Source organism: Leifsonia sp. TF02-11, from assembly GCF_017565305.1.
Taxonomy (GTDB): domain Bacteria; phylum Actinomycetota; class Actinomycetes; order Actinomycetales; family Microbacteriaceae; genus Leifsonia.
This window is the reverse complement of record NZ_JAGEKP010000017.1, coordinates 99,729-126,710: the sequence shown is the minus strand read 5'-3', so window position 1 is coordinate 126,710 and position 26,982 is coordinate 99,729. Positions and strand designations below refer to the sequence as shown.

General features: G+C 70.9%; 22 protein-coding genes. 14 read left to right on the top strand and 8 right to left on the bottom strand.

The window, feature by feature from the left end:
• The first annotated feature begins 33 nt into the window (after positions 1 to 33).
• Positions 34 to 2,349, top strand: a complete 2,316-nt coding sequence (locus JNB50_RS19535) for a polyribonucleotide nucleotidyltransferase (protein ID WP_208041808.1) — start codon at positions 34 to 36, stop codon at positions 2,347 to 2,349.
• A gap of 143 nt (positions 2,350 to 2,492) precedes the next feature.
• On the opposite strand, the gene JNB50_RS19530 is transcribed toward JNB50_RS19535, so the two are convergent.
• Positions 2,493 to 2,954, bottom strand: a complete 462-nt coding sequence (locus tag JNB50_RS19530; RefSeq protein ID WP_208041807.1) for an Lrp/AsnC family transcriptional regulator — start codon at positions 2,952 to 2,954, stop codon at positions 2,493 to 2,495.
• Positions 2,955 to 3,143: 189 nt separating this feature from the next.
• On the opposite strand from JNB50_RS19530, the gene pdhA reads away from it, so the two are divergent.
• Genes pdhA through JNB50_RS19515 form a run of 3 tightly spaced genes read left to right on the top strand, consistent with a single transcriptional unit; the run spans position 3,144 to position 6,615 of the window.
• Positions 3,144 to 4,268 carry a pyruvate dehydrogenase (acetyl-transferring) E1 component subunit alpha gene (pdhA, locus tag JNB50_RS19525; RefSeq protein ID WP_307794802.1) on the top strand — a complete coding sequence of 375 codons (1,125 nt, stop codon included), beginning with the start codon at positions 3,144 to 3,146 and terminating at the stop codon, positions 4,266 to 4,268.
• Positions 4,265 to 5,275 (top strand): alpha-ketoacid dehydrogenase subunit beta, encoded by a 1,011-nt coding sequence (locus JNB50_RS19520; protein WP_208041805.1) that lies wholly within the window; start codon positions 4,265 to 4,267, stop codon positions 5,273 to 5,275. The genes pdhA and JNB50_RS19520 overlap by 4 nt, the downstream gene beginning before the upstream one ends.
• Positions 5,275 to 6,615 (top strand): dihydrolipoamide acetyltransferase family protein, encoded by a 1,341-nt coding sequence (locus JNB50_RS19515; protein ID WP_208041804.1) that lies wholly within the window; start codon positions 5,275 to 5,277, stop codon positions 6,613 to 6,615. The genes JNB50_RS19520 and JNB50_RS19515 overlap by 1 nt, the downstream gene beginning before the upstream one ends.
• 89 nt (positions 6,616 to 6,704) lie before the next feature.
• On the opposite strand, the gene dapD is transcribed toward JNB50_RS19515, so the two are convergent.
• Positions 6,705 to 7,709, bottom strand: coding sequence for a 2,3,4,5-tetrahydropyridine-2,6-dicarboxylate N-succinyltransferase (dapD, locus tag JNB50_RS19510; protein ID WP_208041803.1), 1,005 nt, complete (start codon positions 7,707 to 7,709; stop codon positions 6,705 to 6,707).
• 17 nt (positions 7,710 to 7,726) lie between these two features.
• Between dapD and dapE the strand changes: the two genes are divergently transcribed.
• The 4 genes from dapE (at position 7,727) to JNB50_RS19490 (ending at position 13,970) form a co-directional block, all read left to right on the top strand.
• Positions 7,727 to 8,809: a succinyl-diaminopimelate desuccinylase gene (dapE, locus tag JNB50_RS19505; protein ID WP_208041802.1), complete on the top strand. Its 1,083-nt coding sequence runs from the start codon at positions 7,727 to 7,729 to the stop codon at positions 8,807 to 8,809.
• Positions 8,778 to 10,022 (top strand): hypothetical protein, encoded by a 1,245-nt coding sequence (locus JNB50_RS19500; RefSeq protein WP_307794801.1) that lies wholly within the window; start codon positions 8,778 to 8,780, stop codon positions 10,020 to 10,022. Before dapE ends, JNB50_RS19500 begins: the two co-directional genes overlap by 32 nt.
• Before the next feature lie 106 nt (positions 10,023 to 10,128).
• The gene (locus tag JNB50_RS19495; RefSeq protein ID WP_208041801.1) at positions 10,129 to 13,728 is read left to right on the top strand and encodes a DUF11 domain-containing protein; all 3,600 of its coding nucleotides are present in this window, start codon (positions 10,129 to 10,131) and stop codon (positions 13,726 to 13,728) included.
• A 68-nt stretch (positions 13,729 to 13,796) separates the two neighbouring features.
• On the top strand, positions 13,797 to 13,970 hold the full coding sequence (locus JNB50_RS19490) for a DUF3117 domain-containing protein (RefSeq protein ID WP_021764147.1): 174 nt from the start codon (positions 13,797 to 13,799) through the stop codon (positions 13,968 to 13,970).
• Between the two features lie 64 nt (positions 13,971 to 14,034).
• Here JNB50_RS19490 and JNB50_RS19485 read toward each other — a convergent pair whose 3' ends face one another.
• Complete coding sequence (locus tag JNB50_RS19485) at positions 14,035 to 14,667, bottom strand: class I SAM-dependent methyltransferase (protein ID WP_208041800.1); 633 nt, start codon at positions 14,665 to 14,667, stop codon at positions 14,035 to 14,037.
• A gap of 81 nt (positions 14,668 to 14,748) precedes the next feature.
• Between JNB50_RS19485 and JNB50_RS19480 the strand changes: the two genes are divergently transcribed.
• The 3 genes from JNB50_RS19480 to JNB50_RS19470 all read left to right on the top strand — a co-directional run bounded on the left by JNB50_RS19480 (position 14,749) and on the right by JNB50_RS19470 (position 18,028).
• Positions 14,749 to 15,108 (top strand): Sec-independent protein translocase TatB, encoded by a 360-nt coding sequence (locus JNB50_RS19480; protein ID WP_208041799.1) that lies wholly within the window; start codon positions 14,749 to 14,751, stop codon positions 15,106 to 15,108.
• 84 nt (positions 15,109 to 15,192) lie between these two features.
• Complete coding sequence (locus JNB50_RS19475) at positions 15,193 to 16,572, top strand: MFS transporter (RefSeq protein ID WP_208041798.1); 1,380 nt, start codon at positions 15,193 to 15,195, stop codon at positions 16,570 to 16,572.
• Positions 16,559 to 18,028: an aspartate aminotransferase family protein gene (locus JNB50_RS19470; RefSeq protein WP_208041797.1), complete on the top strand. Its 1,470-nt coding sequence runs from the start codon at positions 16,559 to 16,561 to the stop codon at positions 18,026 to 18,028. The genes JNB50_RS19475 and JNB50_RS19470 overlap by 14 nt, the downstream gene beginning before the upstream one ends.
• A 28-nt stretch (positions 18,029 to 18,056) precedes the next feature.
• On the opposite strand, the gene JNB50_RS19465 is transcribed toward JNB50_RS19470, so the two are convergent.
• Genes JNB50_RS19465 through JNB50_RS19455 form a run of 3 tightly spaced genes read right to left on the bottom strand, consistent with a single transcriptional unit; the run spans position 18,057 to position 21,028 of the window.
• Positions 18,057 to 19,226, bottom strand: a complete 1,170-nt coding sequence (locus tag JNB50_RS19465; RefSeq protein ID WP_208041796.1) for a P-loop NTPase — start codon at positions 19,224 to 19,226, stop codon at positions 18,057 to 18,059.
• Complete coding sequence (locus tag JNB50_RS19460) at positions 19,204 to 19,728, bottom strand: DUF1003 domain-containing protein (RefSeq protein WP_208041795.1); 525 nt, start codon at positions 19,726 to 19,728, stop codon at positions 19,204 to 19,206. Before JNB50_RS19460 ends, JNB50_RS19465 begins: the two co-directional genes overlap by 23 nt.
• Positions 19,715 to 21,028: a magnesium transporter MgtE N-terminal domain-containing protein gene (locus tag JNB50_RS19455; RefSeq protein ID WP_307794799.1), complete on the bottom strand. Its 1,314-nt coding sequence runs from the start codon at positions 21,026 to 21,028 to the stop codon at positions 19,715 to 19,717. Before JNB50_RS19455 ends, JNB50_RS19460 begins: the two co-directional genes overlap by 14 nt.
• A gap of 56 nt (positions 21,029 to 21,084) precedes the next feature.
• Between JNB50_RS19455 and JNB50_RS19450 the strand changes: the two genes are divergently transcribed.
• Positions 21,085 to 21,687, top strand: coding sequence for a general stress protein (locus JNB50_RS19450; RefSeq protein ID WP_208041794.1), 603 nt, complete (start codon positions 21,085 to 21,087; stop codon positions 21,685 to 21,687).
• A 22-nt stretch (positions 21,688 to 21,709) separates the two neighbouring features.
• Here the strand turns inward: JNB50_RS19450 and JNB50_RS19445 are convergent, their stop codons facing one another.
• A complete protein-coding gene (locus JNB50_RS19445; RefSeq protein WP_243768696.1) occupies positions 21,710 to 23,230 on the bottom strand; it encodes an aminopeptidase P family protein in 1,521 nt (506 codons plus the stop codon).
• A gap of 33 nt (positions 23,231 to 23,263) precedes the next feature.
• On the opposite strand from JNB50_RS19445, the gene JNB50_RS19440 reads away from it, so the two are divergent.
• Together JNB50_RS19440 and JNB50_RS19435 are read left to right on the top strand one after the other, a co-directional pair.
• On the top strand, positions 23,264 to 24,130 hold the full coding sequence (locus JNB50_RS19440) for a PHP domain-containing protein (RefSeq protein ID WP_208041792.1): 867 nt from the start codon (positions 23,264 to 23,266) through the stop codon (positions 24,128 to 24,130).
• 50 nt (positions 24,131 to 24,180) lie between these two features.
• Complete coding sequence (locus JNB50_RS19435) at positions 24,181 to 25,335, top strand: hypothetical protein (protein WP_307794798.1); 1,155 nt, start codon at positions 24,181 to 24,183, stop codon at positions 25,333 to 25,335.
• A 102-nt stretch (positions 25,336 to 25,437) separates the two neighbouring features.
• Here JNB50_RS19435 and JNB50_RS19430 read toward each other — a convergent pair whose 3' ends face one another.
• Entirely contained in the window at positions 25,438 to 26,916 is a 1,479-nt protein-coding gene (locus JNB50_RS19430; protein WP_208041791.1) for a DEAD/DEAH box helicase, read from the bottom strand.
• Positions 26,917 to 26,982: the final 66 nt, after the last annotated feature.

Here is a 26,982-nt window from a genome sequence, read left to right as displayed (position 1 = left end):
GGGCAGCGACGTTAAACAAAGGAGAAAGACCTCTTGGAAGGTCCCGAAATCAAGTTCGCCGAAGCGGTCCTCGACAATGGACGCTTCGGCACCCGCACCGTCCGGTTCGAGACCGGACGCCTCGCCCAGCAGGCACAGGGCGCCGTCGCCGCCTACCTCGACGAGGAGACCATGCTGCTGAGCGCGACGAGCGCCAGCAAGCACCCGAAGGACAACTTCGACTTCTTCCCGCTGACCGTCGACGTCGAGGAGCGCTCGTACGCCGCCGGCAAGATCCCCGGTTCGTTCTTCCGTCGTGAGGGCCGCCCCTCGACCGAGGCGATCCTCGTCTGCCGCCTGATCGACCGCCCGCTGCGCCCGTCGTTCGTCGACGGCCTGCGCAACGAGGTCCAGATCGTCATCACCGTCCTCAGCATCGCTCCTGACGAGTTCTACGACGCCCTGGCGATCAACGCGGCCAGCGCCTCCACGCAGATCTCCGGTCTGCCCTTCTCCGGCCCGATCGCCGGCGTGCGCCTCGCGCTCATCCCGGGCAACGGCCAGCACGAAGACCAGTGGATCGCGTTCCCGAAGGCCTCGCAGCTCGAGGAGGCCGTGTTCGACCTCGTCGTCGCCGGTCGCGTCCTCACGAACGACGACGGCTCCGAGGGCGACGTCGCGATCATGATGGTCGAGGCCGAGGCCACCGAGGGCAGCTGGAACCTCATCCAGGGCGGCGCTGTCAAGCCGAACGAGGAGGTCGTCGCCCAGGGTCTGGAGGCCGCCAAGCCGTTCATCCGCCAGCTGGTGGGTGCGCAGACCGTGCTCGCCTCGCAGTCCGCGAAGGCGATCGCCGACTACCCGGTGTTCCTGCCCTACTCGAAGGAGACCTACGACAACGTCGCCGGCCTCGCCTACGACGAGCTGGTGAACGTCTACCAGATCGCCGACAAGATCGAGCGCCAGAACGCCGACGACGCGCTCAAGGACCGCGTCAAGGTCGCCATCACCGAGAAGGTGGAGGCCGGTGTGCTCCCCGCGGAGACGCTGGAGCAGTTCTCCGCGGCATACAAGTCGGTGTCCAAGGTGGTCATGCGCGGCCGTGTGCTGCGCGAGGGCATCCGTATCGACGGCCGCGGCCTGACCGACATCCGTCCGCTCGACGCCGAGGTGCAGGTCATCCCGCGCGTCCACGGCTCGGCGATCTTCCAGCGCGGCGAGACCCAGATCCTGGGCGTCACCACGCTGAACATGCTCAAGATGGAGCAGCAGATCGACTCGCTGTCGCCGGTCACCAAGAAGCGTTACCTGCACCACTACAACTTCCCGCCCTACTCGACCGGTGAGACCGGCCGCGTCGGCTCGCCGAAGCGTCGCGAGATCGGCCACGGCTTCCTGGCCGAGCGCGCGCTCGTGCCGGTGCTGCCGAGCCGCGAGGAGTTCCCGTACGCGATCCGCCAGGTGTCCGAGGCTCTCGGCTCCAACGGCTCGACCTCGATGGGCTCCGTCTGCGCCTCCACCCTGTCGCTGCTGAACGCCGGTGTGCCGCTGCGCGCCCCGGTCGCCGGCATCGCCATGGGCCTGATCTCCGACGTCGTCGACGGTGAGACCCGCTACGCGGCGCTGACCGACATCCTGGGCGCGGAGGACGCGCTCGGCGACATGGACTTCAAGGTCGCCGGCACCAGCGAGTTCGTGACCGCGATCCAGCTCGACACCAAGCTCGACGGCATCCCGTCGTCGGTGCTGGCGGGCGCGCTCAAGCAGGCCAAGGATGCTCGCACGACCATCCTCAGCGTGCTGAACGCCGCGATCGACACCCCGGACGAGATGGCCCCGACCGCGCCGCGCGTGATCTCGGTCCAGATCCCCGTCGACAAGATCGGCGAGCTGATCGGCCCGAAGGGCAAGACGATCAACGCGATCCAGGACGAGACCGGCGCCGAGATCTCCATCGAGGAGGACGGCACCGTCTACATCGGCGCCACCGACGGCCCTTCGGCCGAGGCGGCCCGCGCCCAGGTCAACGCGATCGCGAACCCGACGAACCCGGAGGTCGGCGAGCAGTTCCTCGGAACCGTCGTCAAGATCGCCGCGTTCGGCGCGTTCATCTCGCTGCTGCCCGGCAAGGACGGCCTGCTGCACATCTCCGAGGTGCGCAAGCTGGCCGGTGGCAAGCGTGTCGAGAACGTCGAGGACGTGCTCGGCGTCGGCCAGAAGATCCTGGTCGAGATCACCAAGATCGACGACCGCGGAAAGCTGTCGCTCGCCCCGGTGCTCGCCGACGAGGCGGACACCCACGGCCGCGACGCGGCCTCCGAAGGCCCGGTCGAGCCCGCCGAGGGCGCGCCGGCTCCCGTCGAGAGCTGATCTCCCGTCTGTAAGCGAAGGCCGCGCCGACTCCGTCGGCGCGGCCTTCGCCGTCTCCCGTGCCCGCGCAGCCATCGCTTCCTCACTTTCTCTCGCGACACGCCGGGTCGCAGCGGGAGAAAGTGAGGAAGCGATGGCTGCGGTCAGTCGCGGGTGAGGAGGGGGCGCAGGCGGTAGGGGATGAGCTCGCCCATGTCGAGGGAGGTCTCGGCTCGGACGACGCCGTCGGTCGACTGGATGGCGCCGGTGATCCGGAACAGGTCCTCCGCGTCGGTGCAGACGACCCGCAGCAGCAGGTCGGACGGCCCGGACAGGCCGTGCGCCTGCACGATCTCCGGGATCGAGGCCAGGTGCTCGACAATCTCGGCGAGCTTCTGCTGCTGCACGTGCACTGTCACGAACGCGGCGAGCGGATAGCCCGCGGCCGTCGCCGAGATGCGGCGCTCGAACGACAGGAAGGCCCCGCTGCGCTCCAGTTCGGCCACCCGCGCCTGCACCGTGTTGCGGCTCAGCCCCAGTCGATCGGCGAGCGAGACATTGGTCGATCGCGGGTCGTCGGTGAGGGCGACGAGGATCCGGCGGTCGGTGATGTCGAACGTGCGCATAGTGTGAAAGCTAGCACCGGCCGCACCTCTCCGACAGTGCAGTGTGCACGGTCGACGCGCCGTTAGTTGTGCGCGCTGAACGGGGAGCGTAGCCTTTCGGGTAATTCCGGCAAGGAGGCCGGAAGCCGATCACGCGTGCCACAAGCGGGCGGATCGGACGTGAGAGTGAAGGTTGCGTGAACCGTGACGATCGACAATCAGCCCGACACCAGACTGGACGACGTCCACCTTCCCGCTGGAGCGGATACCGTCCAGCTGTTGACTCCCGAGGGCGCGCGCACGAGCGACGTCCGCTTCGACGCCTGGGTCGCCGATGTCGGCCCGGAGCAGCTTCTCGACCTCTACGAGGACATGGTCGTCATCCGGCGCATCGACGCGGAGGCGACCGCGCTGCAGCGGCAGGGCGAGCTCGGCCTGTGGCCGCCGCTTCTCGGCCAGGAGGCCGCGCAGATCGGTTCCGGTCGGGCGCTCCGCAGCGACGACTTCGTCTTCTCCAGCTACCGTGAGCACGGCGTCGCGTACTGTCGCGGAGCCGGCCTCGTCGACCTGCTGCGCGTGTGGCGCGGCACGACCCAGAGCGGCTGGAACCCCTACGACATCAACATGGCGACCCCGCAGGTCATCATCGGAGCGCAGACCCTGCACGCCACCGGGTACGCCATCGGCATCCAGGCCGACGGGACCGACGCGGCCTCGATCGCGTACTTCGGCGACGGCGCCACCTCCGAGGGCGATGTCAACGAAGCCCTCATCTTCGCCGCCACCTACGCCGCGCCCGTCATCTTCTTCTGCCAGAACAACCAGTACGCGATCTCGGAGCCCGTCGGCCTCCAGGCGCAGCGCCCGATCGCCGAGCGCGCACCAGGCTTCGGCGTCCCGAGCGTCCGCGTCGACGGCAACGACGTGCTCGCGGTCATGGCCGTGACTCGTGCCGCGCTCGACCGCGCCAGGACCGGAGGCGGCCCGACCTTCATCGAGGCCGTCACCTACCGGATGGGCCCGCACACGACGGCCGACGACCCGACCCGCTACCGCGACCCGGCCGAGCTCGACCAGTGGCGCGGCAAAGACCCGATCGCCCGGGTGGAGGCGCACCTCGCCGCCGCCGGGATGCTCACCGAGGACCGCCTCGCCGCGATCCAGGAGCACGCCGACGCGGTCGCCGTCGAGATGCGCCGGGGCGTCGTCGCACTGCAGGATCCCGACCCGTTGACCGTGTTCGACAACGTCTACGCCGAGCCGCATACCGGCCTGGCCCGGGAGCGGGATCACTACTCGCGCTACCTGCGCACGTTCGTGGGCGGTGACCGATGACCGCTCTCAGCATGGCGAAGGCCATCAACGCCGGCCTCCGGCGCTCGCTGGCCGACGACGACCGCGTGGTCTTGATGGGGGAGGACATCGGCACGCTCGGGGGTGTGTTCCGGGTGACGGACGGCCTCCAGACCGAGTTCGGTCCGCGCCGGGTGATGGACTCGCCGCTCGCCGAGTCGGGCATCCTCGGCACGGCCGTCGGGATGGCGTACCGCGGGCTGCGGCCGGTCGTGGAGATCCAGTTCGACGGCTTCATCTACCCGGCGTTCGATCAGATCGTCAGCCAGGTGGCCCGCATGCACTACCGCACGGCCGGTGCCGTGCGCATGCCGATCACCATCCGGGTGCCGTTCGCGGGCGGCATCGGCGCCGCCGAGCACCACTCCGACTCGCCGGAGGCGTATTTCGCCCATGCGGCCGGCCTGCGCGTGGTCAGCCCGTCCACGCCGCAGGACGCGTACACGCTCATCCAGCAGGCGATCGCCTCGGACGACCCCGTGCTGTTCTTCGAGCCGAAGCGCCGCTACCACGCGAAGGGCGACGTCGACGAGGAGGCGGCGCTGCAGGACGCCCGCCCGATGGGAACGGCCCGCGTGGTCACCCCCGGTGCCGACGTCACCCTGGTGACGTACGGCGGTCTGGTGCAGCTGGCCACGGATGCGGCTCTCGCCGCAGCGGACGAGGGCGTGTCGGTGGAGGTCATCGACCTGCGGTCGCTGTCTCCGCTCGACCTCGACACCGTCGCCGCCTCTGTGCGCAAAACGGGACGGCTCGTGGTCACGCACGAAGCCGCCCTCTCCGGAGGCCTCGGCGCCGAGATCTCCGCATCGATCACGGAGCGCTGCTTCTACTACCTGGAGCACGCCCCCGTGCGGATCACCGGCCACGACATCCCGTACCCGCCCGCCCGGCTGGAGGCCGCGCACCTGCCCGACCTCGACCGCATCCTCGACGGCATCGACCGCGCGATGGACCGGCCGAACTCGCTGAGCGGAGTGGACGACTGATGGCGGTCAAGGACTTCGCGCTCCCGGACCTGGGAGAGGGGCTGACCGAGTCCGAACTGGTGAGCTGGCACGTCGCTGTGGGCGACACGGTTCAGCTCAACCAGATCATCGCCGAGGTGGAGACCGCCAAGGCGCTCGTCGAACTGCCCGCACCATACGAGGGCACGGTGTCGCGGCTGTACGTGGAGCCCGGCGTCACCGTCTCGGTGGGGGAGCCCTTGGTGGCCTTCGAGGTGGCGGGGACGCCGGAGCCGGACGCAGAGTCCGACTCCACTGCCGACGCCGCCGACGCTGCCGACGCAGAGGAGGTGCGCGAGCCGATGCTCGTCGGCTACGGCGCCCGTCCCGATGCCCGGGGGAGGCCGGCCCGCCGGCCGCGCCCGGGACTGACAGCGCCGGTCGTGAGGGAGCCGGCGGTCGCCGCGGCTGCTCCGGCCTCCGCTCCCGTCGCCGCAGAGGTCCAGGAGCGACCGCGCGCGACACCGCCCGTCCGCAAGCTGGCGCGGGAGCGGGGCATCGACCTCGCCGCGGTCGCCGGAACGGGCGAGCGCGGCCTCGTCACGCGCGCCGACCTCGACGCCTACGCGGCACAGGCGCCAGCGCCCGAAGCGCCAGCGACTCCCGCGACCCGTGGCGACGCCGAGGAGATCCGCATCCCGATCCGCGGTGTCCGCAAGGCGACGGCGGACGCGATGGTTCGCAGTGCCTTCGGGGCTCCACAGGCCACCGTGTTCCTCACGATCGACGTGACTCCGACGAACGAGCTGATCGAGCGCCTGCGCGCCCGCCCCGAGTTCGCCGAGTCGCGGCCCGGACTGCTGGCGGTGGTCGCCAAGGCGCTGTGCCTGGCCGTCCGACGCACCCCTGAGGTCAACTCGCGCTGGGACGACGCGGCCCAGGAGATCGTGCAGACCAGGGCCATCCACCTCGGAATCGCCGCGGCAACACCGCGCGGCTTGCTGGTTCCGGTCGTCCGCGATGCGGACGCCCTGTCGCTCGCCGGGCTGTCCGGCGCAATCCGTGAGCTGGCCGTCACCGCGCGGTCGGGCAAGACGCCGCCCGGCGCGCTCACCGGCGGCACGATCACCATCACGAACGTGGGCGTCTTCGGGGTCGACGCCGGCACACCTATCCTGACGCCGGGGGAGGCCGCCATCCTCGCCGTGGGCGCCGTGCGCCGCCAGCCGTGGGAGCACCAGGGCGGGATCGCGCTGCGGGACGTGCTGACGCTCGCGCTCACCTTCGACCACCGCATCGTCGACGGCGAGCAGGGCTCGCGCTTCCTCGCCGACATCGGCGGCATCCTCGCCGACCCCGCGTCCGTCCTCACGCTCGTCTGAGCACCGAACGACCGCGAAGGGCACGCAAACGCCCCTAAAACCGTGTTTTAGGGGCGTTTGCGTGCCCCTCGGCGCTGTCGCCGGGACGCTCAGGCGTGCAGCGCGGCGTTCAGCTCGACCCCGCTGCCGGCGCGCCGGAGCACCTCGACGGCGCCCGTGAGCGAGTTGCGGCGGAACAGCAGGCCGGGGACGCCGGAGAGCTCGACGGCCTTCACCGTCTGTGCGCGACCGTCGGCGGTCACCGGCCCGTCGACGACCACGACCTTGGTGCCGGCCGTTACGTAGAGGCCGGCCTCGACGACCGTGTCGTCTCCGATCGAGATGCCGATGCCGGAGTTCGCTCCGAGCAGGGCGCGCTCGCCGATCGCGACGCGCTGGGTGCCTCCGCCCGAGAGCGTGCCCATGATGGAGGCGCCGCCGCCGATGTCGGAGCCGTCGCCGACGACGACGCCCTGCGAGATGCGGCCCTCGACCATCGAGGAGCCGAGCGTTCCCGCGTTGAAGTTGACGAAGCCCTCGTGCATCACGGTGGTGCCGGGGGCGAGGTGGGCGCCGAGCCGCACGCGCGAGGCATCCGCGATGCGCACGCGGTCGGGCGTCACGTAGTCGAGCAGGCGCGGGAACTTGTCGATGCCGGTCACGTGGATGCCGGCCCGCTGCAGCCGTGGGCGCAGGCGCTCGAGGTCGGCGGGGAGCACCGGCCCTGCGTTGGTCCAGGCCACGATCGGCAGATGAGCGAAGACGCCGTCGAGGTTCACCGTGTTGGGGCGCACCAGGAGGTGCGACAGCAGGTGCAGTCGAAGATAGGCGTCCGGGGTGGAGGCCGGGGCCGCATCGAGGTCGACCTCCACGGTCACGATGTCGACGCGCACGTTGCGGCGGGGGTCGTCGCCCGCGAGCTCCTCCAGCTCGGCCGGCGCGATCCAGCGCTCCCGGCCAGCGGGGATGCCGCCGAGTCTCGGCTCGGGGAACCAGGTGTCGAGCACCGTGCCGTCGCCGGCGATCGTCGCCAGGCCGTAGCCCCAGGCGGTGCGGGCGTCGGCAGCGCCCGCGTCGGCGGACGCGACGGACTGGTCAGGAAAGTCGGAAGGCATGCCCCTAGATTAGTAGCGTGCCTCTCGACCTCAGCGCCACGTCCATCGACCTCACGCGACAGATCTGCGACATCGAGTCGGTCTCCGGCGACGAGAAGACCCTCGCCGATGCCATCGTCGAGGCTCTCTCGCCTCTGCCGCACCTCGAGGTCATCCGCGACGGAGACACCGTGGTGGCGCGCACGAACCTCGGGCGCGAGCGCCGGGCACTCATCGCGGGCCACATCGACACGGTCCCGCTCAACGGCAACCTCCCGACCCGCTTCGAGGAGGACGGCGGCGTCCGGTACCTCTGGGGCCGGGGCACCGTCGACATGAAGGCCGGCGTCGCCGTGCAGCTCAAGCTCGCGGCAGAGCTGACCGAGCCCGCGATCGACGTGACCTGGATGTGGTATGACCACGAGGAGGTCAACGCCGAGCTGAACGGTCTCGGCCGGCTGGCCCGCAACCGGCCCGACCTCTTCGTCGGCGACTTCGCCATCCTCGGCGAGCCGAGCAACGGCGTCGTGGAGGGCGGCTGCAACGGCAACCTGCGCGTGGAGGTCCGCGCCTACGGCCTGCGCGCACACTCGGCGCGCGGCTGGGTCGGCGACAACGCCATCCACAAGATCGCGCCCGTCCTCGATCTGCTCGCCGGCTACACCGCGCGCGAGGTGGAGGTCGACGGGCTGGTGTACCGCGAGGGTCTCAACGCCGTCGGCATCTCGGGCGGAGTCGCCGGCAACATCATCCCGGACGAGGCGATGGTGCACGTCAACTACCGGTTCGCACCGTCGCGCAGTTCGGAGGAGGCCATCGCCTACCTGCACGAGCTGTTCGACGGCTACGAGATCACCGTGGTCGACCGGGCCGACGGCGCGCGCCCCGGGCTCGACGCCCCGCTCGCGCAGGAGTTCGTCGCCGCGGTCGGCGGCGTCGCGAAGCCCAAGTACGGCTGGACCGATGTCGCGCGCTTCAGCGCCCTCGGCATCCCCGCGGTCAACTACGGTCCCGGCGACCCGCTCAAGGCGCACGCCGACGACGAGCGGGTCGACGTCGAGCAGATCGTCTCGGTGGAGGCGGGTCTCCGTGCCTGGCTCAGCGGTTCCGGCTCCCGCTGAGGAGGAGGAGGCCGTCGCCCCTCCCGCCATCCTCTGGTGGTCGCGGTGGTGGGTGCGGGTCCTCGCGATCTTCCTCGCCAGCAGGGTCGTCACGACCGTCATCCTGCTGATCTTCGCGGCGAACCAGGGCAAGAACCCCTGGACGGGCGCGCACCCGGACTACTTCTCGTACGCGACCATCTGGGACGGGCTCTGGTACAACATCGTCGCCGGCTGGGGATACCCGGCGACACTGCCGATGAGCGACGGCCACGTGACCGAGAACGCCTGGGCGTTCCTGCCCGGCTACCCGTGGCTGGTCGACGCCGTCATGTTCGTCACGCGGCTGCCGTGGTCGCCGGCCGCCGTTCTCGTCTCGTTCGCGTGTGCGGCAGGTGCTGCGCTCGTCTTCTACCGGCTGATGCTGCGCGTCGGGCTCGGCGCCTCGACCAGTCTGTTCGCGGTCGTGCTGTTCTGCGTCGCCCCGGTCTCCCCGCTGTTCCAGCTGGCCTACGCCGAGTCGTTCTACCTCCTGCTCCTGACGACGGCGCTGCTGCTGCTCGTGGAACGGCGGTACGGCTGGCTGTTCCCCGTGGTCCTGGTGATGGCGTTCACACGCCCGAGCGGTCTCGCCTTCGCCCTGGCCGTCGGTCTGCACGTGGTCTATCGCTGGGTGCGCAGGAAACGGGAGCCCTTCCCGATCCGGGAGCAGATGCTGAGCGCGGCACTGGCGGTGTTCAGCGCGGTCGCGGGGCTCGCCTGGCCTGCCATCGCGGCGGTGGCCACCGGCTCGCTTACCGCCTACACCGACACCGAGCTGGCGTGGCGCGCGCCCTACATCGGCCACACCCACCTGGTCCCGTTCACGCCGTGGTTCCAGGGCGCCGACTGGTGGGCGAAGGTGATGCTGGGCATCCCCGGCTGGGTCGGCATCGCGGCCATGGTGCTCATCGTGGCGGTCTTCGCCGTGCTGCTGTTCTCGCCCCCCGTGCGCCGGCTCGGCGTGGACCTGCGGTTCTGGATCGTCGCCTACTCGCTCTATCTGCTCGCGGTGTTCTTCCCGCAGTCGAGCACCTTCCGCATCCTGATGCCGCTGTTCCCGCTGCTGGGCGTCGTGGCGATGCCGAAGAGCCGCGTGTACCGGGTGGCGATCGTCGTGCTCTTCCTCGCGTTGCAGGTGGGCTGGATCGCGATCTGCTGGGGTGTCGACGGCGCCGACTGGTCGCCGCCGTGATCATCCGGGGCGATTTCGCGGGTCGGCTCTTGTCGCGGTGAACCGATGGGTCTATGGTCCCTTGGCGTGAGCAACTCCACGAGAGGCGTTCGCCACTGAGGTCGTCATGGGTCGAGAAGGGGACGCGCTCGACTCCACACGTCGCGGAAGCGACGCGCGATCGGTCCTGCGCCGCGTCGTCGCGGCGACCACGGCGCTCGCACTCGGGATTCTCGGTGTGGCCGGTGCCGTTTCGGCAGCCGATGCGATCCCCGGCGTCCCGAGAGCGCTTCCCACGCCCGTCTTCTACGAGAACTTCCAGAACCAGACGGCGACCAACGGTATCCGGATCGGCCAGTACACCGGCGGCCCGGCGGCTGGCAACTCGACCTATGTGACGAGCCCGGCGTGGGCGCCGACGGGCAACCAGTGCAACGGCTGGATCCTCCGCTCGAGCACCCCGCGCAATGCGGTCGTGACGGGCATCGACTCGGGATGCGACGCGACCGCGTGGTCGTTCCTGCAGGGCATGGCGACCGCGATCGGTCTCTACCGCGGCGAGGCGCTCGCCACGGCGCAGACGAACCAGATCCTGTCGGCCTACTCCAACGGCGGCGTCAATCCGGGGCCGGGAGTCCAGTTCCAGACCGCACAGCCGATCACCGGAACGATCGTGCCAGGCCACTTCTACCAGATCAGCGCGATCTACGGCGCTGCGAACTGCGTGTCGGAAGGTCCGGGCCTCGGGCGTGTCGATCCATCGCTGACGTTCAACCTCATCCAGAACCAGACCGGGTCCGGCCCGGCGCCCGGCACCGGCGGCGGGACGATCGCCACCCTCGCGAGCGGGCTGAACCCGTGCACGGACGCGGCGGCGCGGGTCATCACGACCGGCGGCCATACCTATCACATCGCCAAGCTGAACTCGGCGGGCTTCCGCATGCCCGCGGGCGTCACCAGCCTCGGCATCCAGCTCTACAACGCGACGGGAGCGTTCCGCGGCAACGATTCCGGGTTCGACGACCCCACGATCGTCGACGCCACCCCGCAACTGGACAAGGAGTTCTCGCCGTCGACCCTCCCCGCCGGGCAGAACTCCACGCTGACCTTCACGATCACCAACACCGACGAGCTGGCGGCGAAGGACGGCTGGACCTTCTCCGACACGCTGCCCACCGGCCTGGTCTTCTCTGGCCCGGCAACGACCGACTGCCCGGCCGGGGTCGCGACGATCAACGGCACACAGATCACGGGCATCGGCAACCTCGCCGAGGGAATGGCCTCCTGCACGTTCACCGTTCCGGTCACGTCGGCCGTGGCGGGAACGTTCACCAACGGCCCGTCGAACATCGGCACCCTCGACGGCCTGCTGACACCGGGAAGCAGCACGGTGGTGTTCACCACGCCGGACGCGCCGGCCATCTCGCTGGTCAAGTCGACGAACCTCACCGACCCGTCGCAGTTCGTCGTGGGCGGACCGGTGGCGTACTCGTTCCTGGTGACGAACACGGGGAACGTTCCGCTCACGTCGATCGCCGTCTCCGAGACGACGTTCTCCGGCACCGGTCCGCCTCCTGTCGCGTCCTGTCCGGCGACGACCCTGGCCGCGGGTGCATCGATGACGTGCACCGGCACGTACACGATCACGCAAGCCGACGTGAACGCGGGCCACGTCACCAACACGGCCGAGGTCACGGGCACGCCGCCGACCGGCCCAGCGGTCACGGACACCTCCGACGCGGTGATCTCGGGCTCGGCCGCTCCGGCGATCGACCTCGTCAAGACAGCGGACGCATCCGGTGTGGCGAACCCCGCCAGGCCCGGCAATCCGATCGTGTACAACTTCACGATCAAGAACACCGGCAACGTGACGCTGACGGGCGTCAGCATCGCCGACCAGCTGGCGGGACTCGGGACGATCGCCTATACCTGGCCGGGCGTCGCCGGCACCCTGGCGCCCGGGGAATCCGCGACCGCGACGGCGACGTACTCCGTGCTGCAGTCGGACATCGACGCCGGCAGCGTGCGGAACACCGCGACGGCCAGCGGGACCCCGCCCATCGGGCCCCCGGTCGACTCCGCTCCGCAGTCCACCGTGACTCCGCTGGCGCCGGCTCCGGCTCTGGCGCTGACCAAGGCGGCCGCGCCCGCGTTCTCGACCCCCGCGGCCGTCGGCAACCCGATCACGTTCTCCTTCACGATCACCAACACCGGCAACGTCACCCTGAGCAGCGTCGCGATCACGGACCTCCTGCCCGGTCTCCCGGCGATCGCCTACACCTGGCCGGGCACCGCGGGCGTCCTCGCGCCGAACGGGCAGGCGACCGCGACGGTGACCTACCCGATCACGCAGGCCGACATCGACGCGGGCCACGTGGCGAACGAGGCCATCGCGAACGGGACGACGCCGCAGGGGGCGAACACGCCCTCGAACACGGCGGACACCGACACGCCGATCCCTCGCGCCCCGGCCATTGCGCTGACCAAGGCGGCGAACGCCTCCGGCATCCACCACCCCGCCGCGGTCGGCGACCCGATCGTCTACACGTTCACCGTGACGAACACGGGGAACACGACGCTCACGGGGGTCGAGATCACGGATCAGCTGGCCGGGCTGCCCGCGCGGGTGTTCACCTGGCCGGGCGCCGACGGCGTGCTCACCCCGGGGCAGTCCGCGACGGCGACCGCGACCTACACCGTGACCCAGGCCGACATCGACGTGGGGAGGGTCGTCAACAACGCCACCGCGACCGGGACGGCGCCCGACGCCTCGACCGTGACCTCGCCACCGGCGAGCACGACGACTCCGCTCGGCACGGCGCCCGCGCTCTCGCTCGTCAAGTCGGCGAGCCCGAGCGGCCCCGCGCAGTTCGTCGCGGGCCAGCTCATCACCTATTCCTTCGTGGTGACCAACACGGGGAACGTGAACGTCGGCGCCCTGGCCATCCAGGAGACGGTGTTCTCCGGCAGCGGGCCGGCGCCCGTCGCCACCTGCCCGCCCGGTGTACTCGCCCCGGGCGAACAGGCGACCTGCACGGCGACGTACACCCTCACCCAGACCGACATCGATGCGGGGCACGTGACGAACACGGCCACGGCGACCGGAATCGCGCCCGACGAGAGCACCGTCACCTCCAACGACTCGTCGACGACGATCCCGGCGACACCCGCTCCGGCGTTGACGCTGCTCAAGTCCGCCGATCCGACCTCGGTGGCGACGGCCGGGCAGACCATCCTCTACCGGTACACGCTCACCAACACCGGTAACGTGACGCTGACCGCTGCGACCGTGGCGGAGACCATCTTCACCGGCGCAGGCACGGCGCCGACGCCGGTGTGCCCGCCGGACGCCGCCTCGCTCCTGCCGGGCGCGACGGTCGTCTGCACCGCCGCCTACGTCGTCGTGGAGGCCGACCTGACCGGGTCGCCGATCCAGAACACGGCGACGGGGACGGCGACGGGGCCGGGTGGAGGGCCGGTGACGACCCCGCCGGTGACCGTGCTCGTCGACACCACCGCCCCGATTCCGCCGACCCCGACCCCGACGCCGCCGCCCGAGACGGGGACGACGGGCACACCGCTGGCGGGCACGGGTTCCGTGGTGTCGATCGGCGCGATCGCACTGGCCGCTGCGCTGATCGTCGCCGGTGTGATCACGGTGTCGGTCCGCCGGCGCCGACACGGCGGGAACGGTGACGACGGGCGGCCCACGCACCCCCAGGGGTAGACGGGCGATTTCCCCCGCCTGCCCCGGATGTCGGATAATAGGGGAGACATCCACGAAAGGGGAGCTGCATGGCGGCCATGAAGCCGAGGACCGGGGACGGGCCGATGGAGGCTGTGAAGGAGGGACGGCTCATCATCGTGCGGGTGCCGCTCGAAGGTGGGGGACGTCTGGTCGTCTCCGTCAATGACGCGGAGGCCAAGGAGCTCCACGACGCTCTCGCGAGCGTCGTGAGCGCCTCCTGACGATCGACCCGATGAGAAGAGGCCCCGAGCGATCGGGGCCTCTTCTCCGTTTTCGGGCGTGGATCTACGGCGTGAGCTTGGTGAGCTGGAGCAGCCCGTCGCCGGCGGGGGACAGCGCGCTGATGACCGCGCCGGAGCCGGCGGTCTCGGTGATCAGCGTGCGGTAGCCGGTGGAGAGCGGATCGCGCGCGGCCGGGTCGGCGACCCTGCCGCGCCAGAGGGCGCGGGCGACCAGCACCGTGCCGCCCGGCCGGACCAGCCGGAGGCCGTGCTCGACGTACTCGATGACCGACTGCGGATCGGCGTCGACGAAGACGATGTCGTAGGAGTTCTCGTTCATCCTCGGGAGCACGTCCAGTGCGCGCCCGGTGATGAGCCGCACCCGGTTGGCCGCGATCCCCGCCTCGGTGAAGAAGGTGCGCGCGTGCTGCTGGTGGTCGACCTCGACGTCGATGCTGGTCAGCTGCGCCTGCGTCCCCCCGGTGAGCAGCCACAGTCCCGACACCCCGACTCCTGTGCCGATCTCGACGATGTTCTCTGCGGCCGTCGCCGCGACCACGACAGCCGCCTGCGCGCCCGTGCTCGGGGCGATGGGTTCGACGCCCAGCTCGAGGGACTGCTGGCGTGCCCGAGTGATGACCTCGCTCTCGACGATCACGTCGTCGGCGAATCTCCAGTTCGAGTCCTTGTCTGACACTGTTCTCCCGTCGGTGGCTCCGATCCAGGATAGGCCCACGGAATCCAGCATTCGCGCAGCCGCGCGCGATACTCTTCATGTGTGTTCGGCCTGACTCCGGAGAAACTCCTCATCATCGCAGTGATCGCTGCGTTCCTCATCGGTCCTGAGCGCCTCCCGCAGTACGCGGCCAAGTTCAGCCAGTTCATCCGTTCGATGCGCGACTTCGCCAACGGCGCGAAGGCCCGCATGAAAGAAGAGATGGGCCCGGAGTTCGACGACGTCGACTGGAAGAAGCTCGATCCGCGTCAGTACGACCCGCGCCGGATCGTGCGCGAGGCCCTGATGGACGACACCCCCGCCCCGTCGGCGATCAAGCCGGTGACCCAGTCGGCCTACGCGCAGCGCAAGGGCGCGCTCCCGTCGGGCTCTGTGCCGCCCTTCGACGCCGAGGCCACCTGACCGACCGCCCCTTCCCGGCGGTCCTCCGCGCGTCGCGGCTGACCTGACGCCCCGATACGCCTGTGCATCCAATACGATGCGGGAATGATCGCAACGCAGCAGTCGCTGACCCGGTCGACTGTCGCCCGTTACGCCGTCGGCTCGCTCGGTACCGGAGGCTTCGCGACCCTTCCCGGGCTGGTCCTCGTCTACTACCTGACCGAGTCGCTCGGGGTCGCCGCCTTCGTCGCGGGGGCGGTCGTGACGGTCGCCAAGGTCTGGGACGTGATCATCGATCCGGTGATCGGGGCACGCAGCGACCGGATGCTGGCCGCGCGCGGCTCACGGCGGGCGATGATGCTGGTCGGGGCGGTTTCGCTCCCGGTGTTCTTTCTGCTGACCTTCGCCGTGCCTCCCGGAACACCGACGGGAGTGTCCGCGCTGTGGGTCTTCCTGGCGTTCCTGATCACCGCAACGGCGTTCAGCCTGTTCCAGGTGCCCTACATCGCCCTCCCGGCCGAGCTGGCAGCCGGCTATGACGAGCGCACGCGGCTGCTGACCTGGCGGGTGGTCGTTCTCACCTTCGCGATCCTGCTGTTCGGCGCGGGCGGGCCGGCGCTCCGCCAGCTCGGCGGCGGCACGGGATTCGTCGCCTACTTCGTCATGGCGCTGGTGGCGGGGCTCGTGATCGGGGCGGGCATGTTCGTCTCGGCGTTCGTCGCGCCGCGCCAGCAGCCCGCCGCCGTGCTGCCGCCGCGCGAGAGCGTGCTGGTCACCCTGCGAACCAACTACTCGGCCGGCATCGGCGCCCTCCGCGACAGCCAGCCGTTCCGGGCGCTGCTGCTGACATTCCTCCTGCAGGGACTCGCGACCGGGATGATGCTGACCGGCGCGAACTACGTCGCGACCTGGGTGCTGCACTCAGAGGACGCCGTGACGCTTCTCTTCCTCGCGCTGATCGGCCCCGCCCTCGTCGTGACGCCGCTCTGGGGAGTCGTGGCGCGCCGGATCGGCAAGGAGCGCGGCTTCCGCATCGCGAGCGTGCTGTTCGGCGTCGCCGCCCTGTCCATGGTGCTGCTGCTCTGGCTCCCCGGCGCGTGGGTCTATGCGTCCGTGGCACTCGCCGGCGCGGCCTACGCCGGCATGCAGTCCCTGCCGATGTCGATGCTGCCCGACGTCATCTCGCACGACTCCCGCCGCAACGGTCCCGGCAGGGCCGGCACCTTCGGCGGCATGTGGACGGCGGGGGAGACGACGGGGATGGCGCTGGGCGCCGCGGCGTTCACCACGGTCATCGGCATCGCCGGCTACATCTCGGGAGCGGGGGACCCGTCGGCCGCGACCGCGGGGATCACCCAGCCCGGGAGCGCGGTCGCGGGCATCGTGCTCGCCTTCAGCATCATCCCGGCGGCGATCGTCGCGGCCAGTCTCGTGCCGCTGGTCCGCTACCGGCTACGGAAGGGAGACGTCGATGACGTCGTTTGACCGGAACGCGATCCTCGCCCGGTTGTCCGCACTGCGCGCCGCGGACGCACCGACCCACGGCGGCCACGTGCTCAGCTACGTGTACGACTCCGGAATCGCCGAGCTCGACGAACTGGCGGCGGAGGCCGTCCGGCTGGTGCAGCCGGTCAACGGGCTCGACCCGACCACGTTCACCTCGGTCGCCGTCATGGAGCGCGAGGTGCTCGGGTTCGCCCGCGAGCTCCTGCACGGCGGCGACGAGGTCGTCGGGTCGGTGACCTCCGGCGGCACGGAGTCGTGCCTGCTCGCGGTGAAGACGGCACGGGAGGCCTGGCGCACGGCCGGCGGCGTCGGCCGGCCCAGGATCGTCGCACCGGTGACCGTGCACGCGGCCTTCCACAAGGCGGCGGAGTACTTCGACCTCGACCTCGACCTCGTGCCCGTCGACCCGCAGACCGGTCGTCTGGAGGCCGCCGGGCTCATCGAGCGGCTGGGGCCGGACGTCGCGCTGGCGGTCGTGTCAGCGCCCTCCTACCCCTACGGCTCCCTCGACCCGGTGGAGGAGGTCGCGGCAGCGTGCGACGACGGCGGCGTCGACCTCCACGTCGACGCGTGCATCGGCGGCTGGATACTGCCGTTCTGGCGGGGGGCCGACGGCTCGGCCGTCCCGCCGTGGGACTTCCGCGTGGCCGGGGTCACCAGTGTCTCCGCCGACCTCCACAAGTTCGGCTACGCGCCCAAGGGCGCGAGCGTCCTCCTGCAGCGCGGTCGCGACCGGCAGCGGCTGCAGTACTTCGCCACGACCGGCTGGCCGGGCTATCCCGTCGTGAACCCGACTCTGCTGGGGTCCAAGTCCGCCGGCGCCCTCGCGGCCTCGTGGGCGATCATCCAGGCGCTCGGCGCGCGCGGATTCGCGGAGCTCGCCGAGTCGTGCCTGCGTGCGACGCGGGCGCTCGCCGATGTCGTCGCCGACATCGACGGACTCCGGGTCGTCGGGTCGCCCACCGGGCCACTGCTGGCGGTCGCGACGGACGACACGGTGCCGGAGGAGGAGCGCGTCGACCCGCACCACTGGGCCGACCGGGCGCGGCGTCGAGGCTGGTACCTGCAGCTGCAGCCCGGGCTGGGCCAGTCCGACGGCACGCGCCTGCCGCACACGACCCACCTGACGATCACGCCGGTGACGCGCGATCGGCTGGACGAGCTGGAGGCGGCGCTCCGAGCCTCGGCCGACGAGGTGCGCGGAGAGCCGCAGGTCGACGCCGAGGCGGCCCTGGCCGCTCTGCCGCCGCTCGGCGCGGGGGCGCTGGACTCCGACACGGCCGCGGGGATCCTGCGGGCGGTGGGGATCGCCGGCGACAGCCCGGGACTCCCGAGCGATCAGGCGCCGCTGCTGGCCCTGATCGACGCGTTGCCGCGCCCGCTCACGGAGCGACTCCTCGTCGAGCTGCTGGCCCGGATCGTCGAGCCGGGCTGAGGAACTCCCGCGGTTCGGCGGTCGAGCGTCAGCGGGTGGACAGCGGGAGCTTGCGGCGAGGGAGGTCGCGAGGCCGCACGGCCAGCTGCTCCGCTACGGCGCGGATCGCGGCGGCCGCGGGGTCCTGCGGGTCGGTGACGACGATGGGGGCACCGGCGTCGCCGCCCGCGCGCAGCGGCACGCTCAGCGGGACGCTCGCGAGCAGCGGCACCCGCTCGTCCTGACCGGCGCTCAGCCGCCGCGCGACCTCGGCTCCTCCGCCGGAGCCGAACAGCTCGAGGACCGTGCCGTCGGGTTGCACGAGTCCGGCCATGTTCTCGACCACCCCGACGATGCGCTGGCCGGTCTGCCGGGCGACGACGCCGCTGCGCTCCGCGACGTCTGCCGCTGCCGGCTGCGGTGTCGTGATGACGAGCACCTCCGCCTGCGGCAGCAGCTGTCCGACCGAGATCGCCACGTCGCCGGTGCCGGGCGGCAGGTCGAGCAGCAGCACGTCCAGATCTCCGAAGAAGACGTCGCCCAGGAACTGCTGGATCGTCCGGTGCAGCATCGGGCCGCGCCAGGCGACAGCGGCGGAGGCCGAGTCGACGAACATCCCGATCGAGATCACCTTCACGCCATACGCCACCGGGGGCAAGATCATGTCGTCCACACGGGTCGGACGCACCGCGACGCCGTCGGCGTCGGTCAGCCCGAGCAGGCCGGGCACCGAGAAGCCGTGCACGTCGGCGTCCACCACCCCGACCCGCAGGCCGCGCTCGGCGAGCGCGACGGCCAGGTTCGCGGTGACGGTGGACTTGCCCACGCCGCCCTTGCCGCTGGTGACGGCGTAGATGCGCGTCAGCGAGTCGGGCCCGAACTGCTGCACCCTGGCCGCGCGCCCGCCACGCAGCTTCTCGGTCAGCGCCGCGCGCTCGGAGGGCGACATCACCGACACGTCGACGGTCACGGCCGTGACTCCGGGCACGGCGGAGGCGGCGGCGCGCACGTCGCGCTCGATCGCATCGGCCGCGGGACAGCCGACGATGGTGAGCTTCACCCGCACGGTCGCGGCGCCGGCCGCGTCGACGTCCACGCCGCCGATCATGTCGAGCTCGGTGATCGGTTTGCGGATCTCGGGATCCAGGACGCCGCCCAGCGCCCGCTCCACGAGCCGCGCGAGGTCGGGTGAGGACTCAGGCACGCGCGCGCCCGCCATCGTCGGGCTCGCCCCGCTCGAGGTCCTCGAGCAGTGCGCGCAGCTCGGCGCGGATGAAGTCCTTGGTGGCCATGTCCTTGACCGCCAGACGCAGTGCCACGACCTCCCTCGCCAGGTACTCGGTGTCGGCGAGGTTGCGCTCGGCACGCTGACGGTCCTGCTCGATCTGCACGCGGTCGCGGTCGTCCTGGCGGTTCTGCGCGAGCAGGATGAGGGGAGCGGCGTAGGAGGCCTGCAGCGAGAGCACCAGCGTGAGCGCGATGAACCCGAGCGCGGCCGAGTCGAACCGCCACGAATTCGGGGCGAGCGTGTTCCAGAGCATCCAGGCCGCCACGAAGATGGTCAGCCCGAGGACGAACCAGGGCGTGCCCATGGCCCGCGCGATCCACTCCGTGAACCGGCCGAAACGGTCGCTCTGGTCCACCCGGTCGCGTCGGGGGAGCACCGACGTGCGCAGGCCCTTCGGGGCGTCCAGGCTCGCGTCCTGCCTACCTCGTGCCACCTGCGCCCCTCCTTCCGTTCACGATGCGGATACTGCCGGTCTCGTCGGACGGCGCTTTCACGGGCTCGTCCTCGTCTTGACTTCGCCAGTCGTCGGGGAGCAGATAGTCGAGGATGTCGTCGATGGTCACCACCCCGACGAGCCGATGCTTCTCGTCCACCACCGGGACGGAGACGAGGTTGTAGCTGGCGAGGATGCGCGAGACCTCGGCGGCCGAGGTGTCGGCGGTCACCGGCTCCAGGCTCGGATCGAGGAGCGTTCCGAGGCGCACGTGCGGCGGGTAGCGCAGCATCCGCTGGAAGTGCACGACGCCGAGGAAGCGTCCGGTGGGGGCCTCGAACGGAGGCAGGGTGACGCACACGGCGGCCCCGAGCGCCGGCGCGAGCTCGTGACGGCGGATCAGCGCGAGGCCCTCCGCCACGGTGGCGTCGGCCGAGACGATGATCGGCTCGGTGGTCATCAGCCCGCCTGCGGTCTCCGGCGCATAGCTGAGGAGCATGCGGACGTCCTCGGCCTCCTCCGGCTCCATGAGCTCGAGGAGGTGCTCCCCGCGCTCGTCGGAGAGCTGCGCGATGAGGTCGGCCGCGTCGTCCGGCTCCATCTGGTCGAGCACGTCGGCGGCGTGGTCGTCGTCGAGCCGGGACAGGATCTGCACCTGCTCGCTCTCCGGCATCTCCTGCAGGACGTCGGCGAGGCGGTCGTCGGGGAGTTCCTCCGCGACCTCCAGCATGCGCTGCTGCGGGAGGTCGAGGAGCGTGTTCGCCAGGTCGGCTGCCTTCAGTTCCGAGTAGGTCGCGATCAGCTGCTCCGCGGACTGCGCCTCGCCGCGCGCCTGCTTCTCGCGCACCTCGTTCCAGGTCGCGAACGTGGTCGGGCCTTTGCCGAACGGGGAGGAGCCGGCCTTGGGCCGGCGGACGAAGAGCTGGCTGACCGCCCACTCGCCGGTATCGGACTCCTCGATCGCGACATCCTCGATGGTCGCCTCTCCCGTGCCGTCGGTGAAGACCACCTTGCGGCCGAGCAGCTCGGCGATCACTCGGACCTCGCCGCCGCGCTGCTCGAAGCGGCGCACGTTGATCAGGCCGTTGGTGATGATCTGCCCGCTCGAGATGCTGGTCACGCGCCCGATCGAGAGGAACACCCGCCGTTTGCCCGGGATCTCGACGATCAGTCCGACGACGCTGGGCGGATCGTCTTTGCGATACACGACCAGGACGTCTCGGACACGCCCGACACGGTCGCCGACCGGGTCGAACACACTGGTGCCGGCCAGTCGGGCGACGAAGATGCGGGTGCTCACGACTAATAACTTAAGCCCTTCCGGCCGGGCGGACGGTGAGGATGGGACAATGGGGCATGACCACTCCCAGCCCGCTCGGCGGACGTAACCGGATGCTCTTCCCGACGATGCCTCGGGGAGAGGTCGTGGCCACCTACGAGACGTACCTCGACGCGCAGCAGGCGGTCGACGTTCTGGCGCGCGCCGACTTCCCCGTCGACAAGGTGTCGATCGTCGGCAGCGACCTCAAGAGCGTCGAGCGCGTGACCGGCAAGCTGACCTGGGGTCGCGTCGCTCTGGCGGGTGCGGCCTCCGGTGCCTGGCTCGGCATCTTCTTCGGCCTCCTGCTGCTCATCTTCTCGCCGACCGTGAGCTACGCCTTCGTGATCGCAGCCGTGCTCATCGGCGCGGGCTTCGGGATGCTGTTCGGCATCGTGTCGTACGCGATCAACCGTCGACGCCGCGACTACACCTCGGTGATGCAGGTGATCGCCACGAGCTACTCGGTGCTGGTCGACCCCGACCTCCTCAACCGCGCACGCAACCTCCTCGGCGCCGAGCCGGACATCACGCCGGCCCCGGGCGGCTGGGCTCAGCCGGAGCACCCGTCCGACCCGCCGCCCGCACCGCCGGCATCGCCGGCCGGCGACGACGGCCGGCCGCCCGCGCCGCCCGCCTGAGCGATTCTTCGGCGTGGGTGCGTCAGCTGAGCCGACGCACCCACGCCTCCACGTCGTCCGCGGTGCGGGGGAGCGCGATCGAGAGGTTCTCCGCGCCGTCGGCCGTCACGAGGATGTTGTCCTCGATGCGCACGCCGATACCGCGGAACCGCTCGGGGACGGTCAGGTCGTCCGGCTGGAAGTACAGGCCGGGCTCGATCGTGAAGACCATGCCGGGCTCCAGCACGCCGTCGAGGTACATCTCCCGGCGGGCCTGGGCGCAATCGTGCACGTCGAGGCCCAGGTGGTGGCTGGTGCCGTGCACCATGTAGCGCCGGTGGTGCTGGTTGTCGGCCTGCAGCGCGTCCTCCGCGGACACCGGCAGCAGACCCCATTCGGCCGTGCGGCGGGCGATCACCGCCATCGCCGTCGCGTGGATCTCGCGGAACCGGATGCCGGGACGCACGATCGCGAACGCCGCGTCCGCAGCCTCCCTGACCGTCTCGTAGACCAAGCGCTGGGTCTCGCTGAACGTGCCGTCGACGGGGAAGGTGCGAGTGATGTCGGCGGTGTAGTAGCTGTCGACCTCCACACCGGCGTCGAGCAGGATCAGGTCGCCGGGCACCACGGGCCCGTCGTTGCGCGTCCAGTGCAGGATGCACGCGTGCGGTCCGCTGGCGGCGATCGTGTCGTAGCCGACCGCGTTGCCGTCCGCGCGGGCGCGCCCGTTGAAGACGCCCTCCACGAGACGCTCGCCCCGCGGGTGGGCGACGATGCGCGGGAGGTCGGAGATCACGTCGTCGAAGCCGGCGGCGGTCGCGGCGATGGCTGCTCGCAGCTCCGCGACCTCGAAGGCGTCCTTGACCAGGCGCAGCTCGGACAGGTCGCGTGCGAGGGCGTCGTCGTCCGCGTGGTCTTCCGGATCGAGGTCGGCGCCCGCCTCGGCGGCGAGGACCAGCCGCGTCGCGTCGACGCGGTCGGTCAGCTCGGGGTCGGCCTCCCGCAGCACGAGGGTGGCAGCGTCGACCGCGTCGAGCACGGTCTCCACCTCGGCGATCCCTCGGGTCGGCAGGCCGAGGTCGCCGGCGACCTGCGCGAGCGAGGGGCGGGGGCCGATCCAGAACTCGCCGATCTCGGGGTTGGCGTAGAACTCGTCGGAGTCGCGACCCGCGCGCTCCCGGAAGTAGAGGGTCGCGTCGTGTCCCGAACCGTTCGGCTCGAGCACCAGGACGCTGCCGGGCTCTGAGTCGGACCCCCAGCCGGTGAGGTGGGCGAAGGCCGAGTGCGCGCGGAACGCGAAGTCCGTGTCGTTGGAGCGCTGCTTGAGCCGACCGGCGGGGATGATCAGCCGGCGCCCCGGGTACAGCTCGGAGACGCGCGCGCGGCGCGCCGCGGCGTAGGAGGCCTGCTCGCGGGCACCGGGCACGACCTCCGGACGCTCCGCCCAGTTGCTGCCGATGTAGGCGCGGAACGCGTCGGAACCGGGCGTGGTGGACCGGTTCGCCGTGGCGCGAGGGGCGTCCTGCTCTGTGCTGGCGGGTGCGGTGGTGTTCTCGGACGACATGCCGACCATTCTTCCACTCCTAGGATGGAGGGCATGGCTGCGCAGCGACGGTTCCGCGGGCCCGTCGACCTCCACACGCACTCGAGCGTGTCGGACGGCACGGAGACTCCCGCCGAGCTCGTGCGCGCCGCGGCCGTCGCGGGCCTCGGCGCCGTCGCGCTCACCGACCACGACTCGACGGCCGGCTGGGCGGCCGCCGCCGATGCCGGAGCGCAGGTCGGGGTGACGGTGATTCCCGGGATGGAATTGTCCACGCGCGTCGAGTTCGCCAGCGTCCACATGCTCGGCTACCTCTTCGATCCCGCGAACGACGCACTCGTCGCAGAGACCCTGCGTATCCGCGAGGGTCGGATGCGCCGCGCGGAGGACATGGTGCGCCGCATCGCCGAGGACTACGACATCACCTGGGACGACGTGCTCGCACAGGCGACAGAGGGGGCGACGGTCGGCCGGCCGCACATCGCCGACGCCCTCGTCGCCCGTGGCCTCGCCGAAGACCGCAGCGCAGCGTTCGCCGGCATCCTGCACTGGCGCAGCGGCTACTTCCAGCCGCACTACGCGCCGGATCCGATGACAGGGGTCCGCCTCATCCGCGGTGCGGGCGGCGTTCCCGTGCTAGCGCACCCGGCGACGAGCAGCCGCGGCGTCATCCCCGAGCAGCGACTCAGGAGGCTGGTCGACGCCGGGCTGTTCGGCCTCGAGCTCGACCACCGCGAGAACCGGCCGGAGGGCGTGGCCGAGCTGCGCCGCTACGCCGAGAAGTACGGCCTCGCGATCACCGGATCCAGCGACTACCACGGCGCGGGAAAGCCCAACCGGCTGGGGGAGAACACGACGGATCCGGCCGTCGTCGACCGGATGATCGAAGAAGCGACAGGCGCGGCGCCCTTCTACGCGTGAGCTGAACCTGCGGTTAGCCTGGTCGGCGGGGATCGGGAAGCGAGGTTCGAGTGGCTCGGCGAGTCTGGACGTCTACGATCACGGTTGCAGCGCTGGTCTGCGCGCTGACGGTGGCGGGCGGCGCTGCACCGGCGAACGCGGACTCCTACCCCTCCTGGGACGACGTGCAGGCCGCCAAGGCGAACGCCGCCGCGGCGCAGGCCGAGGTCGACCGCATCAACGCCCTGCTGACCTCCCTGCAGACGGCGGCGAACGCCGCAGGGGACCTGGCCGTGAAACGCCTCGGCGAGTACGGCCAGGCGGAGGCCGCCCTGAAGGCCGCGACGGCCAAGGCCCAGGACCTCGGGCAGCAGGCGCAGGCGGCGGCCGCGAAGGCCGACCAACTGCGGGCCGAGAGCGGTAAGTTCGCGGCGCAGCTGACGCGCTCGGGGACCTCCGACGTGTCGATCAGGCTCTTCCTCGGCGGTACAGGTTCACCCGGTGCGTTCGCCACGGGCGGGTCCAAGCAGTCGTTGCTCTATCAGCTGGGCGCGATGTCCCGGCTCGCCGACCAGGCGTCCGGCATGTTCGCGCAGGCCGCAGCGCAGAAGAACGCCGCCGCGGCGCTCAGCGAGCAGGCGGCGGCGGCGCAGAAGATCCGCGATCAGCGGGACAAGGACGCGCAGAAGGCGCTGCAGGTGGCGACCGCGGCGAAGGCAGCGGCCGACGCGCAGCTCGCCGACCAGCAGCAGCACGCGAACACGCTGTACGCGCAGCTGGCGTCGCTGCAGAACACCGAGGCGTCGGTGGAGCAGCAGTACGCCGCGGGCGTCGCTGCCGCCCAGGCGGCGGCGCAGGCCGCGAACAGCGGCGGCGGCTCCGACGGTTTCGCGCCTCCGCCCGGCATGAACGTCGACCCGGCGGCGGCGCAGGCCTACGCGTCCAGCCGACTGGCGGCCTTCGGGTGGGGCCAGGACCAGATGGGCTGCCTCATCAAACTGTGGAACCACGAGTCGGGGTGGCGCGCGGACGCCTTCAACAGCTCGAGCGGCGCCTACGGCATCCCGCAGTCCCTTCCGGCCAGCAAGATGTCGTCCGCCGGCTCCGACTGGATGACCAACCAGAACACGCAGGTCGACTGGGGTCTCGACTACATCAACCGTGCCTACGGATCGCCGTGTGCGGCGTGGAGCTTCGAGATGAGCCACGACCCCAACTGGTACTGAGCGCCCGGAGCGCCCCTCCCGCCGACAGGAAACGGTCTGACAGGAAACGCCGCCCGCCGATATCGGCGGGCGGCGTTCTCCGTCTGTTGGCGCGGGTCGGCCTCAGCTCGCGGGCGTCGCGGGAGAGCCGCCGCGCGAGCGACGGCGGCGCCGGCGAGGTGCACTGTTGCCGTCGCGGTGCTGCGCACCGCCTCCGTCGTGCGTTCCCGCGGCCGCGGCCTTCTGCTCGCCGCCGCCGTCGGTCGACGCCGCAGCGGGAGCCGTCGTGCCCTCGCTTGCCGCACCGCCGGAGCGGGTGCGACGGCGACGGTTGCGCGATCGGCCTTCGCCCTGGTTGGCGGGGCCGGTCGAGTCGCGGCGCGCGCCGTCCTGGTTCTCGGGAGCCTTGACCGCCGGTGTCGACTTGAGCCGGCCCTTGGCGCCCTCCGGGATGCCGAGGTCGCTGTACAGGTGCGGCGACGACGAGTAGGTCTCGGTCGGCTCGGGCTGACCGAACTCGAGGGCGCGGTTGATGAGCGCCCACTTGTGCAGGTCTTCCCAGTCCACGAAGGTGACCGCGATCCCCGTCTTGCCCGCACGTCCCGTGCGGCCCGCGCGGTGCAGGTAGGTCTTCTCGTCGTCGGGGATGGTGTGGTTGATGACGTGGGTCACGTCGTCGACGTCGATGCCGCGGGCGGCCACGTCGGTCGCGATGAGCACGTCCTTCTTGCCGGCCTTGAACGCGGCCATCGCGCGCTCGCGCTGCTCCTGGTTGAGGTCGCCGTGCACCGCGGCGGCGTTGAAGCCGCGGTCGCCGAGCTCCTCGACCAGCTTGGCCGCCGCCCGCTTGGTGCGGGTGAAGATGACGGTCTTGCCGCGGCCCTCGGCCTGGAGGATGCGCGCGACCACTTCGTCCTTGTCGAGCGAGTGCGCCCGGTAGATGAGGTGCTTGATGTTCGCCTGCACCTGACCTTCGTCGGGGTCGGTGGCGCGGATGTGGATGGGCCGCGTCATGAAGCGACGGGCCAGCGCCACGATCGGGCCGGGCATCGTGGCCGAGAAGAGCATCGTGTGCCGGGTCGCCGGGGTCTGCGCGAACAGCTTCTCGATGTCGGAGAGGAAGCCGAGGTCCAGCATCTTGTCGGCCTCGTCGAGCACCATCTCGCGCACGTTGGAGAGGTTCAGGAGGCGCTGGCCGGCCAGGTCGAGCAGCCGGCCGGGCGTGCCGACGACGATCTGCGCGCCGGCCTTGAGCTGGGCGATCTGCCCTTCGTACGCCTTGCCGCCGTAGATGGCGGTCACCGTCGTCGAGCGGTTGGACGCGGCCTGCTCGAGGTCTTCGAAGACCTGGACGGCGAGCTCGCGCGTCGGGACGACGACGAGGGCCTGGACGCCGGGAGCCGGGTCGAGGCCGAGTCGCTGGATGATCGGGAGGCCGAAGCCGAAGGTCTTACCCGTTCCGGTCTTTGCCTGGCCGATGATGTCCTGGCCGTCGAGGGCGAGCGGGATGGTCTGCGCCTGGATGGGGAACGGCTCGACGATGCCCTTGCTGGCGAGGGCGTCCACCATGTCCTGGTCGATATTGAGTTCGGAGAAAGTCACGTAAATGTTGCCTGTCGGTCGAAAAGTGAGTCCACGCCCTGTCTCTCTTCGCAGGCGCAGGGCCGT

What these genes read in the sequence shown, in the direction of transcription:
- JNB50_RS19530 (WP_208041807.1), bottom strand. Translation starts at nt 2,954, where the DNA reads ATGCGCACGTTCGACATCACCGACCGCCGGATCCTCGTCGCCCTCACC.
- JNB50_RS19520 (WP_208041805.1), top strand. Translation starts at nt 4,265, where the DNA reads ATGACCGCTCTCAGCATGGCGAAGGCCATCAACGCCGGCCTCCGGCGC.
- JNB50_RS19515 (WP_208041804.1), top strand. Translation starts at nt 5,275, where the DNA reads ATGGCGGTCAAGGACTTCGCGCTCCCGGACCTGGGAGAGGGGCTGACC.
- dapD (WP_208041803.1), bottom strand. Translation starts at nt 7,709, where the DNA reads ATGCCTTCCGACTTTCCTGACCAGTCCGTCGCGTCCGCCGACGCGGGC.
- JNB50_RS19495 (WP_208041801.1), top strand. Translation starts at nt 10,129, where the DNA reads ATGGGTCGAGAAGGGGACGCGCTCGACTCCACACGTCGCGGAAGCGAC.
- JNB50_RS19490 (WP_021764147.1), top strand. Translation starts at nt 13,797, where the DNA reads ATGGCGGCCATGAAGCCGAGGACCGGGGACGGGCCGATGGAGGCTGTG.
- JNB50_RS19475 (WP_208041798.1), top strand. Translation starts at nt 15,193, where the DNA reads ATGATCGCAACGCAGCAGTCGCTGACCCGGTCGACTGTCGCCCGTTAC.
- JNB50_RS19470 (WP_208041797.1), top strand. Translation starts at nt 16,559, where the DNA reads ATGACGTCGTTTGACCGGAACGCGATCCTCGCCCGGTTGTCCGCACTG.
- JNB50_RS19465 (WP_208041796.1), bottom strand. Translation starts at nt 19,226, where the DNA reads ATGGCGGGCGCGCGCGTGCCTGAGTCCTCACCCGACCTCGCGCGGCTC.
- JNB50_RS19450 (WP_208041794.1), top strand. Translation starts at nt 21,085, where the DNA reads ATGACCACTCCCAGCCCGCTCGGCGGACGTAACCGGATGCTCTTCCCG.
- JNB50_RS19445 (WP_243768696.1), bottom strand. Translation starts at nt 23,230, where the DNA reads ATGTCGTCCGAGAACACCACCGCACCCGCCAGCACAGAGCAGGACGCC.
- JNB50_RS19440 (WP_208041792.1), top strand. Translation starts at nt 23,264, where the DNA reads ATGGCTGCGCAGCGACGGTTCCGCGGGCCCGTCGACCTCCACACGCAC.